Annotated in this window: 8 protein-coding genes; 4 read left to right on the top strand and 4 right to left on the bottom strand. The window is 72.7% G+C overall.

Going from position 1 to position 15,687, the window contains the following annotated elements; genetic code table 11:
• Positions 1-34 precede the first annotated feature (34 nt).
• The 4 genes from Q4V64_RS49455 (at position 35) to Q4V64_RS49440 (ending at position 6,988) form a co-directional block, all read left to right on the top strand.
• The gene (locus Q4V64_RS49455; RefSeq protein WP_124444742.1) at positions 35-2,923 is read left to right on the top strand and encodes a SpoIIE family protein phosphatase; all 2,889 of its coding nucleotides are present in this window, start codon (positions 35-37) and stop codon (positions 2,921-2,923) included.
• Between the two features lie 153 nt (positions 2,924-3,076).
• Complete coding sequence (locus Q4V64_RS49450; RefSeq protein ID WP_253267426.1) at positions 3,077-4,576, top strand: sugar ABC transporter ATP-binding protein; 1,500 nt, start codon at positions 3,077-3,079, stop codon at positions 4,574-4,576.
• Positions 4,573-5,730, top strand: coding sequence for an ABC transporter permease (locus tag Q4V64_RS49445; RefSeq protein WP_124444740.1), 1,158 nt, complete (start codon positions 4,573-4,575; stop codon positions 5,728-5,730). Before Q4V64_RS49450 ends, Q4V64_RS49445 begins: the two co-directional genes overlap by 4 nt.
• A gap of 94 nt (positions 5,731-5,824) precedes the next feature.
• On the top strand, positions 5,825-6,988 hold the full coding sequence (locus Q4V64_RS49440; protein ID WP_124444739.1) for a substrate-binding domain-containing protein: 1,164 nt from the start codon (positions 5,825-5,827) through the stop codon (positions 6,986-6,988).
• An 18-nt stretch (positions 6,989-7,006) separates the two neighbouring features.
• Here Q4V64_RS49440 and Q4V64_RS49435 read toward each other — a convergent pair whose 3' ends face one another.
• The 4 genes from Q4V64_RS49435 to Q4V64_RS49420 form a co-directional block, all read right to left on the bottom strand.
• Positions 7,007-9,532: a SpoIIE family protein phosphatase gene (locus Q4V64_RS49435; RefSeq protein ID WP_124444738.1), complete on the bottom strand. Its 2,526-nt coding sequence runs from the start codon at positions 9,530-9,532 to the stop codon at positions 7,007-7,009.
• A 398-nt stretch (positions 9,533-9,930) separates the two neighbouring features.
• Positions 9,931-11,370: an NAD-dependent succinate-semialdehyde dehydrogenase gene (locus Q4V64_RS49430; RefSeq protein WP_124444737.1), complete on the bottom strand. Its 1,440-nt coding sequence runs from the start codon at positions 11,368-11,370 to the stop codon at positions 9,931-9,933.
• Entirely contained in the window at positions 11,367-14,243 is a 2,877-nt protein-coding gene (locus tag Q4V64_RS49425) for an FAD-binding and (Fe-S)-binding domain-containing protein (protein WP_124444736.1), read from the bottom strand. Before Q4V64_RS49425 ends, Q4V64_RS49430 begins: the two co-directional genes overlap by 4 nt.
• Positions 14,240-15,508, bottom strand: a complete 1,269-nt coding sequence (locus Q4V64_RS49420; RefSeq protein WP_124444735.1) for an aminotransferase class III-fold pyridoxal phosphate-dependent enzyme — start codon at positions 15,506-15,508, stop codon at positions 14,240-14,242. The genes Q4V64_RS49425 and Q4V64_RS49420 overlap by 4 nt, the downstream gene beginning before the upstream one ends.
• Between the last annotated feature and the right edge of the window lie 179 nt (positions 15,509-15,687).

Genomic DNA, 15,687 nt, shown 5'->3' with positions numbered 1-15,687 from the left:
ATAGCGGATTATCGAAGCTCGAGTGAGGCGAGGCGTGGTTCGATCCGGCGACGAACCCATACCGGCGGCGCGTGCGACAGGCGGCACGGGGCCCGCCCGTTTTCGTGTGCGGTTTCTGCAGGGCGAGCGGGTCGAGGCGGGTGTGCGCACGTCGATCCTGAATTCCTGGCAGCGCTGCCGGGTCCTGGGGCTGTCGCCGGACCAGTCCGACCTTCCCTTCCGGGAGGATTTCGACCCGGAGGGCAGGATCGTCCGCGCGGCCGTGCCGGTGCTCGACCGGTTGCAGTCGAGGTTCGCCGGCAGCGGGATGAACATCTCCGTCGCCGATGCGAGCGGGACGGTCCTCCTGCGCCGGTTCGGAGAGGCGTCGCTGGCCAGGAGTCTCCCGGCGATCCAAAGCGTCCCGGGTTTCGTGTTCGCCGAGCAGTTCGCCGGTACCAACGGCATCGGTCTCGCCCTGGTGGAGCGGCGGCCCATCCGGGTCTACGGCGCCGAGCACTTCGCCGAGCGCTCCCAGGGCAGCGCCTGCCGCGCGCTTCCCCTGCGCGACCCGCTCAGCGGGCGCATCGAGGGCGTCCTGTGCTTCGGCTATCCGCGCAGCGCCGAGGACCCCTCGCTGGACACCGTGCTGCACAAGGCCGCCGAGGCCATCGAGCGGCGCCTGCTGGGACAGAGTTCCGCGCGTGAACGCGATCTGCTGCGGGCGTACCTGGACGCCGGAGCCGGAGCCGCCACAGGCCGTCACCACAGCATCGGGGTCGACGAACTGGCGCTCGAGCTGCGCCCCCGCGACCGGGCGATCCTCATGGAGAAGGCCGCCGAGCTGATCTCCCGCGCGCAGCGGGCGGCCATCGATGTGTCCCTGCCCGACGGCCGGCGGATCACGCTCCTGAGCCGTCCGATGACGAGTGCCTCCGGGGTGGAAGGCTTCGCCGTCGAGGCCGTGCTCCCCGGCCCGTCGCCACGCGAGCCCCACGCCGTCCCGCACCAGGGCGACGAGCCGCTGGGCTACTTCGCCGGGCCTGCCGCGGTCCCTGTCACCCTGCCGTCCGGGGCCGTTCCCGTCCTTGCGGCGTCAGCCGAGCGATTCTCCGCCACCCTGCCGTCCGAGCGCCTTCTCCACGCGTCACCCGGCCGGATCGCGGTGGACGGCGAGGGCGTCACGACCGCCGACGGCGACGGCGCCACGGGCGATCACCACGTCTCCCCGCCCCCCGCCAGAGGGCTCGTGCTGGTGGGGGAACCGCACGTGGGGGCGTACGCCCTGGCCGCGCGACGCCGCCTGGAGCTGCTGTCCGAGGCCGGCGCCCGCATAGGCACCACCCTGGACGTGCGCCGCACGGCCCAGGAACTCGCCGAGGCCGCGGTGCCGCGACTGGCCGACTTCGTCACCATCGACCTGCCCGAGGCGGTACTGCGCGGCGAGGAGTCCGCCGATCCGTGCAGTGACCTGCGCCGTACGGTGGTCCACGGCATCCGCGACGACTGCCCCTTCAGCCCGGTCGGCAAGCAGGTCGACCACGGCCCCGCCACGCCCCAGCTGCGGTCTCTGACCAGTGGGCAGGCAGTGCTGGAACCGGACCTGAAGGCCGCCGCGGGCCGGCTCGCGCAGGACCCCGAGCATTCCGAACAGCTGCTGAACCACGTCCACTCCCTCATCGCGGTGCCCCTGGTCGCCCGCGGCGTCGTCCTGGGCGTCGCCGCCTTCTACCGCGCGCAGGACCCCGCCCCCTTCGGAGACGACGACTGCTCCCTGGCCCAGGAACTCGCAGCCCGGGCCGCACTGTCCATCGACAACGCCCGGCGCTACACGCGCGAACGGACCATGGCGCTGACCCTGCAGCGCAGCCTGCTCCCGCACGGCGTGCCCGACCAGGACGCCGTCGACGTCGCCCATCGCTACCTGCCCGCCGAATCAGACGTCGGCGGTGACTGGTACGACGTCATCCCCCTGTCCGGCACCCGCATCGGCCTCTTCGTCGGCGACGTCGTCGGCCATGGCATGCTCTCCGCCGCCACCATGGGCCGGCTGCGCACCGCCGCACGCAGCTACGCCGAGCTCGACTTCCCCCCGGACGAGGTCCTCACCCACCTCGACAACCTCGTGGGACGACTGGACCGCGAGGACCCCGTCTCCGACGGTGGCGGCATCATCGGCGCGACCTGTCTGTACGCCATCTACGACCCGACCTCGCAGCGGTGCACCATGGCCCGCGCCGGCCACCCGCCGCCCGCGCTGGTCCGCCCCGACGGCACCGTGTCGTTCCCCGACCTGCCCGCCGGGCCCCCACTCGGCCTCGGGGGCCTGCCTTTCGAAGCCGCCGAGATCGACCTGCCCGAGGACAGCCAGCTGGTCCTCTACACCGATGGACTCATCGAGGACCGGCACCGCGACGTCGACGTGGTCCTCGGCCAGCTGCGCGAGACCCTGGCCCACACCGAGCGCACACCCGAGGAGACCTGCCGGGCGGTCCTGGACACCGTGGCGCCCGCCTGCCCCCTCGACGACATCGCCCTGCTCGTCGCCCGCACCCACGCCCTCGCCCCCCACCGGATCGCCACCTGGGACCTGCCCGCCGACCCGGCCCGCGTCAGCGAGGTCCGTGCCTCGGCCCTCCGGCAGCTGGCCGACTGGGGGCTCGACGAGGCCGCGTTCGCCGCGGAACTGATGCTCAGCGAGCTGGTCACCAACGCCATCCGCCATGGCGCCGGGCCGATCCGGGTACGGCTGCTGCACGACCGCACCCTGATCTGCGAGGTCTCCGACACCAGCAACACCGCCCCGCACCTGCGCCGGGCGGCCACCACCGATGAGGGCGGCCGCGGTCTGTTCCTCGTCGCGCAACTGGCACGGAGCTGGGGTACGCGCTACACGCCGGAGGGCAAGGTCATCTGGGCCGAATGCGGGCTCGACGGCCTGTGAGGGCCTGGGGACTGCACTGAGGCAGGCGCTGTGCCCCCAACGAGTGGTCAACGGCCACTGAACGGCAAATGCCGGAAATACGCCTATACGCCCCGCTAGTATCGCCCTTGACAGGCGGGGAAGATCTCGCCAGGCCGATCACCGGAGATGTCCGTGGAACCTCTGGTCCGCGTCCGTGGGCTCGCCAAGCGGTTCGGCGGGACCGTCGCGCTGACCGGGGTCGACCTCGACGTCCACGCCGGCAGCGTTCTCGCCCTCCTCGGTCCCAACGGAGCCGGAAAGTCCACGCTCATCAAGGTGCTCGCCGGCGTCCACCACGCCGACGCCGGGCAGATCACGGTGGACGGCCACCCGCTCGGAAGTCATGCCGCTGCCCGCGGCATGTCCTTCATCCACCAGGATCTCGGCCTCGTGGAGTGGATGACGGTGGCCGAGAACATCGCCCTCGGCACCGGGTATCCGCGCCGCGCCGGACTGATCTCCTGGCGGCGGACACGACAGCGCTGCGCCGAGGCCCTGCGGATCGTCGCCGGTCATCTCGACCCCGACGCGACCGTGGCCCAGCTCGCCCCGGCCGAGCGTTCCCTGGTCGCCGTCGCACGAGCCCTGGCGGCACGGGCGAAGCTCATCGTCCTGGACGAGCCGACCGCCCGCCTCCCCGCCGCGGACAGCGCCCGGCTGTTCCGCGTCCTGCACGCCCTGCGCGACCGGGGGCACGGCATCCTCTACGTCAGCCACCGCCTGGACGAGGTGTACGAGGTCGCCGACACCTACGCCGTCCTGCGCGACGGCCGCCTCGTCAGCCAGGGCTCGCTGACGGACCACAGCCCTGCCCGTCTGGTGCGCGACATCCTCGGCGAGGAACTGACCGGCCACCGCCCCGCCAGGGCCCCGGCAGGCGGCCCGGCCGTCCTGACCCTGGACGGCGTACGAACCGCCGGCGCGGGACCGGTCGGCCTGGAGCTCAGGGCCGGCGAGGTCCTGGGCCTGGTCGGCCTCACGGGCGCCGGGCACACGGACCTGGGCCGAGCCCTCGCGGGCTCCCAGCCCCTCCTCGACGGACGGGCCCTGCTCGACGGCCGTCCGTACAGTCCTCGTACGGTCGCCGACGCCGTAGGACTCGGTGTCGCCTTCGTACCCGGTGACCGGCAGCTGGAGGGCTGCCTCGCCGAGCTGACCGTGCGGGAGAACCTCCTGGCCAACCCCCGCGCGGGAGGCCTGCGGGCGCTGCGCTGGATCACTCCCCGCCGCGAACGCCGCGAGGCCGCCGCCCTGATCGAGCGGTTCTCGGTGCGTCCCCGTGACAGCGAGGCGCCCATCGCCACCCTGTCCGGTGGAAACCAGCAGAAGGTCATGATCGGCCGGTGGCTCCGGGTGGGCCTGCGCCTGCTGATTCTCGAGGAGCCGACGGCGAGCGTGGACATCGGTGCCAAGGCGGCGATCCACCGCCTGCTCGACCAGGCGCTGGCCGCCGGCCTCGCGGTCCTCCTCATCTCCACCGACTTCCAGGAGGTCGCGGACGTCTGCCGACGCGCCCTGGTCTTCGTCCGCGGGTCCGTGACGGCGGAGCTGAGCGGTCCGTCCCTCACCGTGGCCGGGCTCACCCGGGCGGCTTCGTCCCTGCCTCCCTCCGACACGGCGACGAACCCGTGACCGCCTCGCCCTCCCCCTCCTCGCCCCGGCCGCGACGGCATCGACCGGGCGGGCCAAGCCGACTCGGCCGATCCGACGGGCCGAACCGCCCGGCACGACCGGACGGCCCCGGCGCACACCTCATCGGTGCCTACGGCCTCCTGGCCCTCACCGGCCTGCTCTTCCTGTTCTTCTCCCTCACCCTGCCGCAGACCTTTCCCACCCTGAACACCGTCGACTCGATCCTGTACACCCAGTCGATCCCGGCCGTCCTCGCGCTCGCCGCCATGGTCCCCATCGTGACCGGCGCGTTCGACCTCTCCATCGGTTACGGGCTCGGCCTGGCGCACGTCATGGTGATGCAGCTCGTCGTCAACGAGGGATGGTCCTGGCCGCTCGCCTGCCTCGCGGTGATCGTCGCAGGGGTCGTCGTGGGCGTCCTCAACGGGGTCATCGTCGAGTTCGGCCGGATCGACTCGTTCATCGCCACGCTCGGGACCGGCAGCATGATGTACGCCGTGACCGGCTGGGTCACCGACGGCGGCCGGATCGTCCCCGGCCCGCAAGGCCTCCCGGACGCCTTCACCGACCTCTACAACTCCACGTTCCTCGGCCTGCCGGTCCCCGCCTTCTACGTGCTCGCGATCGCCCTCGTCCTCTGGCTGGTGCTGGAGCGGCTGCCGCTCGGCCGGTACCTGTACGTCGTCGGGTCGAACCCGCGCGCCGCCGACCTCGTCGGCATCCCGGTCCGCAAGTACACCGTGTATGCCTTCGCCGCGTCAGGGCTGATCGTCGGCTTCGCCGGAGTGCTGCTCGCGGCCCAGCAGCAGATCGGCAATCCGAGCGTCGGCCTCGACTACCTGCTGCCCGCCTTCGTCGGCGCCCTCCTCGGCTCCACCGCGATCAAACCCGGCCGCCCCAACGCGATGGGCACCCTCGTCGCCGTCGCCGTCCTAGCCGTCGGCCTCACCGGCATCGGCCAGATGGGCGCCGATTTCTGGACGGTGCCGCTGTTCCACGGCGGCACCCTGCTCCTCGCCGTCGGCCTGGCCGGCTACGCCGCTCGCCGCCGGCTGCGCACCGGCGCCGTGGCGGCCCGCGACGCCCCCGCCGGGACGACGGAGCCGCCGTCCTCCCCGCCGCAGGAGGGCGGCACGGCGGGCAGCACCCCATGACCCGCGCCCGCGGGCCTCACGACCGTCCCCGGCGGCGTCCTCCCGCGCATCCCTGCCGCGCGCCCTCCCCCGCATCCCTCCGCGAGGAGTTCCCGTGCACCGCGACAACAAGACCGCCCCCGCCGTCCTCAAGGCCCGGTCCGCCGCCACCGCCCTGCTGGCCGCGGCAACCGTCCTGGCCGGCTGCGAACGCGGCTCGTCGAGCGGCCCGGGGGACTCCCCCTCGGGTCCGAACGGCTGTCCCGCGGTCCACGCCGGGGCCCAGGCCGCCGTCAGCCGGGCGGAGCGGACCGACGTCCCCTGGAACGGACCGACCAGCGGCCCCACGGCGGTGCCCGGCAGAACCATCGCCTACGTCGCCCAGACCATGACCAATCCCGGAGTCGCGGGCGCCGCCGACGGCGTGCGGGAAGCCGCGCGGGTCATCGGCTGGAACGTCCGGGTGATCGACGGTGGCGGTACCCCGGCCGGCATCCAGGCGGCGATGAGCGACGCCGTGGCCCTCAGGCCGTCGGGCATCGTCATCGGCGGCTTCGACCCCGACTCGACGTCGCAGCAGGTCGCCCGGGCCAACGCGGCACGCATCCCGCTCATCGGCTGGCACGCGGTCGCTGCCCCCGGCCCCAGCCGGCGGCCCGAGCTCTTCACCAACGTCACCACCAGAGTCGAGGACGTGGCGGGAGTCAGTGCCCAATGGGTCATCTCGAGCTCCCGCGGCAACGCCGGCGTGGTGGTCTTCACCGACGCCTCGATCCCCTTCGCCAGGAACAAGTCCGAGCTGATCAGGCAGGAGCTCGCCACCTGTTCGGGAGTGAAGCTGCTGGCCTACGAGAACATCCCGATCCCGGACGCGAGCAGTCGCACGCCCCGGGAGGTCGCCTCGCTCCTGTCCCGCTTCCAGGACAGGTGGACCCACTCCGTGGCCATCAACGACCTGTACTTCGCCGATGCCGCACCGGCGTTCCGCGCGGCCGGCAAGCAGGGGTCCGGACCGCCCTTCAACATCGGCGCCGGAGACGGCGACCCCTCCGCCTTCCAGCGCATCAACAGCAGGCAGTACCAGGCGGCGACCGTGCCCGAGCCGCTGTCCCTGCAAGGCTGGCAGATCGTCGACGAGTTCAACCGCGCCTTCTCCGGGCGACCCGCCAGCGGATACGTGTCTCCCGTCCACATCGCCACGTCCGACAACAGCGACGGGGACACGGCCTGGGACCCGCCGGGCTATCGGGAGGCGTACCGGAAGATCTGGGGCAGGTAGCCGCACGCCTTCCGCGTCTCATCGTGACGGGGTGTACTCGGTGAGCAGGAGTGCGATGTCGTCCGCCCGGTCGAGGGACTGGCAGGCGTCCCGCAGCAGTCCGTCGGCCAGATCCTCCAGGCGGTTGCCGCCCATGCGGGCCAGTGAGTCCCGGAGCCGGCCGATGCCGGAACCTATGTCCGAGTCGCGTCTCTCGATCAACCCGTCCGTGTACAGCGTGAGGACCGATCCGGGCACGAGGTGCCGCTCCGACTCCGGATAGTCGGGCGTTGCCTCGACGCCGAGCAGCGGGCCGCCCGGCGCATCCAGGATCTCCGCGTGTCCGTCGGGCAGCCGCAGCAGGGGCGGGCAGTGGCCCGCGCGGACGATGCGTACGATCCCCGAGCGGGGTTGGAGGCGGGCGTAGCAGCAGCTGGCGAGCAGCGCGGGGTCGAGGTCCAGAAGGAGCCGGTTGGTGCCGGCGACGACGTCCTTCGGCTGGTGGCCGGCGATGACGAAGGCCCGCATCGCGCTGCGTAGCTGGCCCATGGTGGCCGCGGCGGCCACGTTGTGTCCCTCGACGTCCCCGACGATGAGCGCGACCTCATCGCCGATGGGGATGGCGTCGTACCAGTCGCCGCCGATGTCCATGCCCCTGGTGCCCGGAAGATAGCGCCCGGTGACACGGACGCCCGGCAGCGTGGGCAGCCGGTGCGGCAACAGCGCGTTCTGCAGGCCGCGGGCGAGGGCGAATTCGGCGTCGTAGAGCCTGGCCCGTTCGAGGGCCTGGGCGATCAGGCCGCCCAGGGCGGTGAGGACGCCACGCTCCTCGTCGGGGAACCGGTGGACGTCGTCGAAGCCGAGCATGCAGGCGCCGACCGGGCGGTTGGAGGCGATCAACGGCAGGAATGCCCAGGAGTTGGACTGGCCGACCAGGATCCCGGGGTACGTCTCGAGCAACTCCTCCGGGGATTCGACGAACAGGGGTGCACCGGAAGCCAGCGCATCCGTCACGGGCAGCCGGGCATGCAGGGGGGTGCCTTCGAACCGGGCGAGAAAGCGCTCGGAGTAGCCGCGCTGCGCGAGCAGGCGCAGGCGCCGCTCCTCCACCACGGCGATCGCCAGCGTCTGGCCGCCGAAAGCGGGCAGCAGCTGATCGGCGACGGCATCGAACACCTCGCGTGCGGTGACCGCCCCGGTCAGAGCGCTGCCCAGCTGGAGCACGCGGTAAAGGGCGCCCAGTCGCGGGGCCGCGGGCGGAGACGACAAGGAGGCGGGCGGGCCCTCCTCCGCCACGGCCGTCCCGGGGCCGGTGCCGGCCGGCACCGGCTGTCTCACGGGCGCCGCCCATCCCGTCATGCCCTGCGCGCCCGGGTGCAGGGAGAAGACCAGCCATTCGTCGGGCGGGCGGCGGACCAGGAAGGAAACCGGCTGTTGCGAGACCACGGCGGCCCGGTAGCGGTCCTCGTACACGGGATCGGCCAGCCAGGGCAGAACGTCCCAGGGGCGTCGGCCGAGCAGTTCGTCCTGACCGGCCCGCAGCAGATTCTCCAGGCTGTGGTTGGCGTAGGTGACACGTCCGTCCGAGGAGAGCGCGAAGAAGCCGTCCGCGAGCCGCTCGATCGCCGCGACGGCGGCCATGCCGCTCCCGGAGTCGAGCACGGCGCCGATCAGATGGGTCGCCGCCCGCGGGTCGTCAGGGTGCTCGGGCACCCGGCCCCAGAGTTCGACCGTGCGGAGCCCCCCACCGCTGTCCCTGATGCGTACGCAGTGCGCGAGCACATGCCCTTCCTCGACCGCGGCACGGGCGGCGGACCGGAAGCCGGGCAGATCCGAGGGCTCGATCCTGGCCGCCAGGGTGGCCGCCCGTCCGTCGAACTCGCGCGGCGGGATCCCGAAGATCGCGCACAGCTCGTCGTCGACCGTGAGCGCTCCGGTGTCGAGGTTCCAGTCGAACAGACCCACCCGTACCATCGGAGCGGACGGCACCGGGACGACCATCGGCGCCTTCCGCTCGTCCCACTCGCCGAGCAGGCGGCGGGCGCTCAGCCCGGCGAGGGCGGTGCCCAGACGGTCGGCCGTGGAGTACAGCTGCCGGCGCTGCCTCCTCGACAGTCCCGTCCCGTCGGGCTTGGGCGTCCACACCACTGCCATCGCTCCGAAGGCCCGCTCTCCCGCTCTCACGGGGACCGAGGCGGAGCCGAACGGGTACGGCACGGCGACCGAGAGCTGGGGGAAGCGCCGCATCGTCTCCTCCGCACCGGCCAGGTGGACGATGCGCCCGGAGCGGTACGCCTCCGCCACCGGGATGCGGCTGTTCACCGGGATCCGACGCCACCCGCCCAGCAGGGAGGGCGGCGTCCCGCACGCCGCGGCCAGGACGAGCGAGCGATGGTCGCCGGAGATCAGGAACACGCTTCCGGCATGCGCTCCGGTCACCTCCACGGCACTGACGACCGCGCTGACCAGTGCGTCGTCGCGCTCGGGAGCTTCGCCGGCACTCACGGAACCGAACGGGTACGAGCCCGATGCCACACCGTTGGTCGACACGTTGGCCTCGATCATCCATGGATGGTTTGTTCCATTTTATGGTCGTCTGCCAGTCGCTGCGGGCGGGTGCCGTGGACCTTGGTGACGGGAAGCCCACAGGTCCACCGACGCAGCGGCCGCAGGGCGGATATCGCGACGATGCTGCCCGTGGATCAGGCCGATCCGGTGCCGTGTCGGCAGGGGCTGGCGCGCCTGATGCGGACGGGTGGGCGGTGCGCAAGCGGGAGCCGTACTGGCCGCCGTGGCCGTCTCCCTTCCCGACTCCCGCTTCGACCCCGGTCGACTGACGGAGCTGGGGCGGCTGGTGACCGACACCGCCGCGGAAATCACCGCCCGCCACCTGGGCCGAGGGCGGCTCCCCCACATGTGGGTCGGCCGCAGCACGCGGGTACGCGGGGTCAGGACCGCCGCCGTCATCGCACGGGCACCGCGAGGTACTGGTACTCCAGGAACTCGTCGATCCCGACCCTGCCGCCCTCACGGCCCAGCCCGGACTGCTTGACGCCGCCGAAGGGTGCGGCCGGGTTGGAGACGAGCCCCGTGTTCAGCCCCACCATTCCGACCTCCAGCCGTTCGCTGATGCGAAGCGCGCGGTCCAGGCCCTCGGTGAAGACGTAGCCGACCAGTCCCCAGGGGGTGTCGTTGGCGCGGCGTACGACCTCGTCCTCCTCGTCGAAGGTGAGGATCGCGGCCACGGGTCCGAAGATCTCCGTGTCCATCAGACGGCTGTCAGGGGCGACGTCGGTGAGTACGGTCGGTGGGTAGAAGCAGCCCGGCCCTTCCGGGGTACGGCCGCCGACGAGCACCCGGGCGCCACGCTCCACCGCGTCCGTGACCAGTTCCTCGACCTTGGCCCGCCCGGCCGTGTCGATCAGCGGGCCGACGTCGACGCCGTCCCGGGTGCCGGGGCCCACGACGAGCGAACCCATACGTGTCGCGAGACGCTGCGCGAACTCCTCCGCCACCGACCGGTGGACGAAGAAGCGGTTCGCGGCGGTACACGCCTCCCCCATGTTGCGCATCTTGGCGACCATCGCGCCGTCCACGGCCGTGTCCAGGTCGGCGTCGTCGAAGACGATGAACGGCGCGTTGCCGCCCAGCTCCATGGACGTGCGTACGACCGTGTCGGCGCACTGCGCGAGCAGCAGCCGTCCGACCTGCGTGGAGCCGGTGAAGGACAGCTTGCGGATCCGGCCGCCGCGCAGCAGCGGTTCGCACACCTCGCCCGCCCGGGAGGTGGTGACGACGTTCAGTACGCCGTCCGGCAGTCCGGCCTCCTTCAGGATCGCGGCGAGGGCCAGGCTGGACAGGGGGGTCTGCGGGGCCGGCTTGAGGATCATCGTGCAGCCCGCCGCGATCGCCGGGCCGATCTTGCGGGTGCCCATGGCCAGCGGGAAGTTCCACGGGGTGATCAGCAGGCAGGGTCCGACGGGGCGGCGCGAGAGCAGCATGCGGTTGCGGCCGTCGGGCAGGACGCCGTAGCCGCCGTCGATGCGGACGGCCTCCTCGGAGAACCAGCGGAAGAACTCGGCTGCGTACGCCACCTCTCCCCTGGCCTCGGCCAGCGGCTTGCCCATCTCGGACGTCATGAGGTGGGCGAGCTCGTCGGTGCGCTCCAGGATGAGCTCGTGCGCGCGGCGCAGGATCTCGCTGCGCGCCCGGGGCGCCGTACGGGCCCACTCCTCCTGTGCCTCGACGGCCGCGTCCTCCGCGAGCCGGGCGTCCTTCGGGCCCGCGTCGGCGACGTGGCAGAGGATCTCGCCGGTCGCCGGGTCGTCCACGGGCAGGGTGGCGCCGTCCGCGGCGTCCACCCAGGCACCGCCGATGAACAACTGCGTCGGTGTGTCGGTCATGAGGTCTCTCCTGGTTGATCGGCGGCGGGGTCGAGGAGTTCCGCGAGGTGCAGGGCGCGGATGTCCCGGTCACCGGCGAGGTGGTCGATCTGGGTGGCACAGCTGAAGCCGTCGGCCACGACGGCGGTCCGCGTGGCCTCGTCGATGCCGTCGAGCCGTGGCTTCAGGGCCAGGTCGGCGACGGCCATCGAGGTGTCGTAGTGCTGCTCCTCGAAGCCGAAGTTCCCGGCGAGTCCGCAGCAGCCCTCGGCCTCGTCGACCTCGCGTACGCCGAACCGGCGCAGCAGGTCGGCGGGGCGACGGCCCTTGAAGGTGGCGTACTCGTGGCAGTGGGTCTGGAGTACGACGTTCCCGGGCAGCGGCGGCGGGTTCCAGCCCGGCTCGGCGAGGTCGGTCAGGGCCCCGGTGAAGGTGTGGACGCGGGCGGCGACGCGCGCGGCGGCCTCGGTGCCGAGCAGTTCGGGCACGTCGCGTTTGAGAGCGGCGGCGCAGCTGGGTTCCGCCACGATGATCGGCCGGTCGTCGCCGTTGTCGAGGTGGGCGACCGTGCGGGCCATGATTCGGCGCGCGACGGACAGCTGGCCGGTGCTGACCCAGGTCAGGCCGCAGCACAGGTCGTCCTGTGTCGTGCAGGGGATTCCCGCGTCGGTGAGCACGCGGCTCGCGGCTCCGGCCACCTCGGGGCGGAAGGCGCGGGTGAAGCTGTCGACGAAGAGCAGCGCCTTCGCCGGTTCGCTCGTCCTCGCCGCGCGCAGGACCTTGCGCAGGGTGCGCCGGGAGGCGAAGGCCGGGATCCCGCGCTTCGTGGACACGCCGCCGAGGCGGGCGAGCAAGGTGCCCACCGGCCCGCGCAGCAGCGCGTTGAGGGGGCGGGCGGCGTATCCGGCGAGGGCGGAGGTCAGGGGCAGCCAGCCCAGCGAGTAGTGGGAGCGGGGCCTGATCCTTCCCTTGTAGTGCTGGTGCAGGAACTCCGCCTTGTACGTGGCCATGTCGACGCCGACCGGGCAGTCGCTGGAGCACGCCTTGCAGGACAGGCACAGGTCGAGCGCTTCACGGACCTCGGTCGAGCGCCAGCCGTCCTGGACCGTCTCGCCGCGCACCATCTCCTGGAGCAGGCGGGCCCGCCCCCGGGTCGAGTCGTTCTCCTCCCCGGTGGCCCGGTAACTGGGGCACATCACTCCGCCCGCGTCGCTGCGGCAGCGGCCGATGCCCACGCAGCGGCGGGCCGCGCCCGCGAAACCGTCCTCGTCGTGCGGGAAGGTGAACACCGTGTCGAGCGGCTCGATCCGGTGCAGCGCCAGGTCGGTGTCGAGGGCGGCCGGGGCCACGATGACACCGGGGTTGAGCAGCCCTTCGGGGTCGAAGATCTCCTTGAAGGCGGCGAACGCCCGGATCATCCCGCGGCTGTACATGACCTCCAGCAGCTCGCTGCGGGCACGTCCGTCGCCGTGCTCGCCCGACAGCGTGCCGCCGTGCTCGACGACCAGGGAGGCCGCCTCGGTGAGGAACCGGCGGGCGGCGGCCCGGCCGGTGTCCGTGGCGAGGTCGAAGTCGATGCGCACGTGCACGCAGCCCGCGCCGAAGTGCCCGTACAGCACTCCGGTCAGGCTGTGGGAGGCCAGGAGCTTGCGGAAGTCCCGCAGGTAGGCGGCCAGATGCTCGGGGGCCACCGCCGCGTCCTCCCACCCGGGCCAGGACTCCCCGCCGTCCACGAGACGGGCGGCGAGTCCGGCCCCGTCCTCGCGGACCCGCCACAGCGAGCGCCGCTCGGCCGCGCTCTCGACGACCCGACCACCGGTCATCCGGCCCCGGGCCTTGAGCACGTCGAGCAGTTCCGCGGCGCGGGCGGTGACCGAGGCCTCGTCGTCGCCGTCGAGCTCGACGTAGAGCCAGGCACGGCCCTCCGGCAGGCCGGTGACGGAACCGGGGCCACGGCGGGCGCGCATGGTCGCGACGATCGCCTCGTCCATGCCCTCCACGGCGGAGGGCGACCAGCGCAGGATCTCCGGCACGTCCTCGGCCGCGTCGACGACGTCGTCGTAGCCGAGAGTCAGCAGCGCCGAGGCCGGCGCGGTGGCGATCAGGCGCACCTTCGCGGCCGTCACGACCGCGCAGGTGCCCTCGGTGCCGACCAGGGCGCGGGCCACGTCGAAGCCGTGCTCGGGCAGCAGGTGGTGCAGCTGGTAGCCGGAGACCTGGCGGGGGATGCGGCCGAGTTCGGTGCGGATCGTCGCCAGGTGGTCCGTGATCAGCTGCCGTACGTGCTCTTCGAGCTGGGCGATCCGTTCGGTGTCCGCGGCGTCGAGCGCACGGAGGCCGCTGTGGTCGGCCAGGGCGCGCACACCGTCCGCGGTGACGATCTCCAGGGCCTCGATGTGTCCGCTGGTCCGCCCGTCCCGCACCGACCGGTTCCCGCACGCGTCGTTGCCGATCATTCCGCCGAGCGTGCAGCGGCTGTGCGAGGAGGGGTCCGGGCCGAAGGTGAGCCCGTGCTCGCCGGCCGCGTCCCGCAGCGCGTCGAGGACTACTCCGGCCTCGACGCGCGCGGTGCCCGACTCCGGGTCGAGGTCCAGGATCCGGTTCATGTGCCGGGAGAAGTCCAGGACCACGCCCGGTCCGACCGCGTTGCCCGCCATGCTGGTGCCGCCGCCCCGAGCCGTCACCGGGATCCCCGCCTCCCGGCAGGCCCGCAGCACCGCGCTCACGTCCTCGGCGGTGCGCGGGAAGGCCACGGCCCGCGGGGGGACGCGGTAGTTGGAGGCGTCGTAGGCGTACGGACCCGTGGGGCCCGGTCCGGTTTCCACCCGCAGACCGGGGGCGGTCTCGGCCAGCCGGGCGACCAGACGGGCCACGGCCGCGGGCGCGTGCGTCATCGCTCGGACGCTCCCGAGGTGCCGGCCTCGACCGCGGCCGCCCATGCCTGGAGGCCCTCGTCCACCGCCGTCTCGTCGATGACGAGCGCCGGGATCATGCGCACGACCTGGTTCCAGGCCCCGCACAGCAGGAGCAGCAGGCCCTCGTCGACGGCGGCCCGCTGCACGCGGGCGGCGGTCTCGGGGTCGGGGCTGCCGTCCTCGGTGACGAACTCGGAGGCCAGCATCAGCCCCAGGCCCCGTACGTCCCCGATGGCCGGCGTCCGGCCGGCCACCGCCTGAAGCCCCTGTCGCAGCCGGGCGCCCATCGCGTCGGCGTTCTCGACGAGCTTCTCCTCGCGTACGACGTCGAGCGTGGCGCAGGCCGCGGCGCACGCCACCGCGTTGGCGCCGTAGGTACCGCCCTGCGAGCCGGGCCACGTCTTGCTCATCAGCTCCTCGGACGCGGCGATGCCGGAGACCGGGAACCCGCTGGCCAGCCCCTTGGCGGTGATCAGGATGTCGGGCGTGACGCCGAAGTGGTCGTGGCCCCAGAACCGGCCGGTGCGGCCCACGCCGGTCTGCACCTCGTCGAGGATCAGCAGGAAGCCGTGGCGGTCCGCGCGCTCCCTCAGTCCTTCGAGGAAGGCGCGGGTCGCGGGCACGTATCCGCCCTCGCCGAGCACCGGCTCCACGATGACCGCGGCCGTGTCGGCGGGCGAGGAGATCGTCTGGAGGGTGTAGTCGAGCTCCTGGAGGGCGAAGCGGGTCGCGGTCTCCTCGTCCCAGCCGTAGCGGTACGCCGACGGGAAGGGGGTGACGACCACGCCGCTCATCAGCGGGGAGAAGCCGGACCGGAAGCGGGTGCCGGAGGTGGTCATGGAGGCGGCGGCCACCGTACGGCCGTGGAAACCGCCGTGACAGACCAGGATGTTCGGGCGGCCGGTGGCCTGCCGGGCCAGCCGCAGCGCGGCCTCCACCGCCTCGCTGCCGGAGTTGGTGAAGAACAGGCTGTCCAGGCCGGCCGGCAGCACCTCGCCGAGCTTGTCGACCAGGCGCCGCAGCGGCTGGTGCATGACCGTCGTGTACTGGCCGTGGATGAGCGTGCCCACCTGCTCCTGTGCGGCCGCCACTACCTTGGGGTGGCAGTGCCCGGTGCTGGTGACGCCGATGCCGGCGGTGAAGTCCAGGTAGCGGCGGCCGTCCTCGCCGTAGAGGTGGACGCCCTCGCCCCGGACCGCCACGACGGGCGTGGCCTGGCGAAGGTGCGGCGACAGTGCGGTCATGTTCGTCTCCCAGCCATGCGTTGTCGTCTACTCCGGCATCTCGAGCATCCCGGCCGACGGGCACGGCGACAACGCCTGATCTGTCCAGCTCGGCCGTCGAGTTCGGACGTTGTGTCAACCGTCTCGGGCGCGTCGGCCGGGCCGAGACTGCGGTGGTGGCCGCAGAGTGGCTCTTGCGC

Origin of the sequence: Streptomyces sp. NL15-2K (genome assembly GCF_030551255.1) — a bacterium.
GTDB lineage: Bacteria > Actinomycetota > Actinomycetes > Streptomycetales > Streptomycetaceae > Streptomyces.
This window is presented reverse-complemented; position numbering and strand designations above follow the sequence as displayed.

Excerpts from the sequence above, each read along its gene's own strand:
- Q4V64_RS49435 (WP_124444738.1), bottom strand. The coding sequence starts at position 9,532 with ATGATCGAGGCCAACGTGTCGACCAACGGTGTGGCATCGGGCTCGTAC.
- Q4V64_RS49430 (WP_124444737.1), bottom strand. The coding sequence starts at position 11,370 with ATGACCGACACACCGACGCAGTTGTTCATCGGCGGTGCCTGGGTGGAC.
- Q4V64_RS49425 (WP_124444736.1), bottom strand. The coding sequence starts at position 14,243 with ATGACGCACGCGCCCGCGGCCGTGGCCCGTCTGGTCGCCCGGCTGGCC.
- Q4V64_RS49420 (WP_124444735.1), bottom strand. The coding sequence starts at position 15,508 with ATGACCGCACTGTCGCCGCACCTTCGCCAGGCCACGCCCGTCGTGGCG.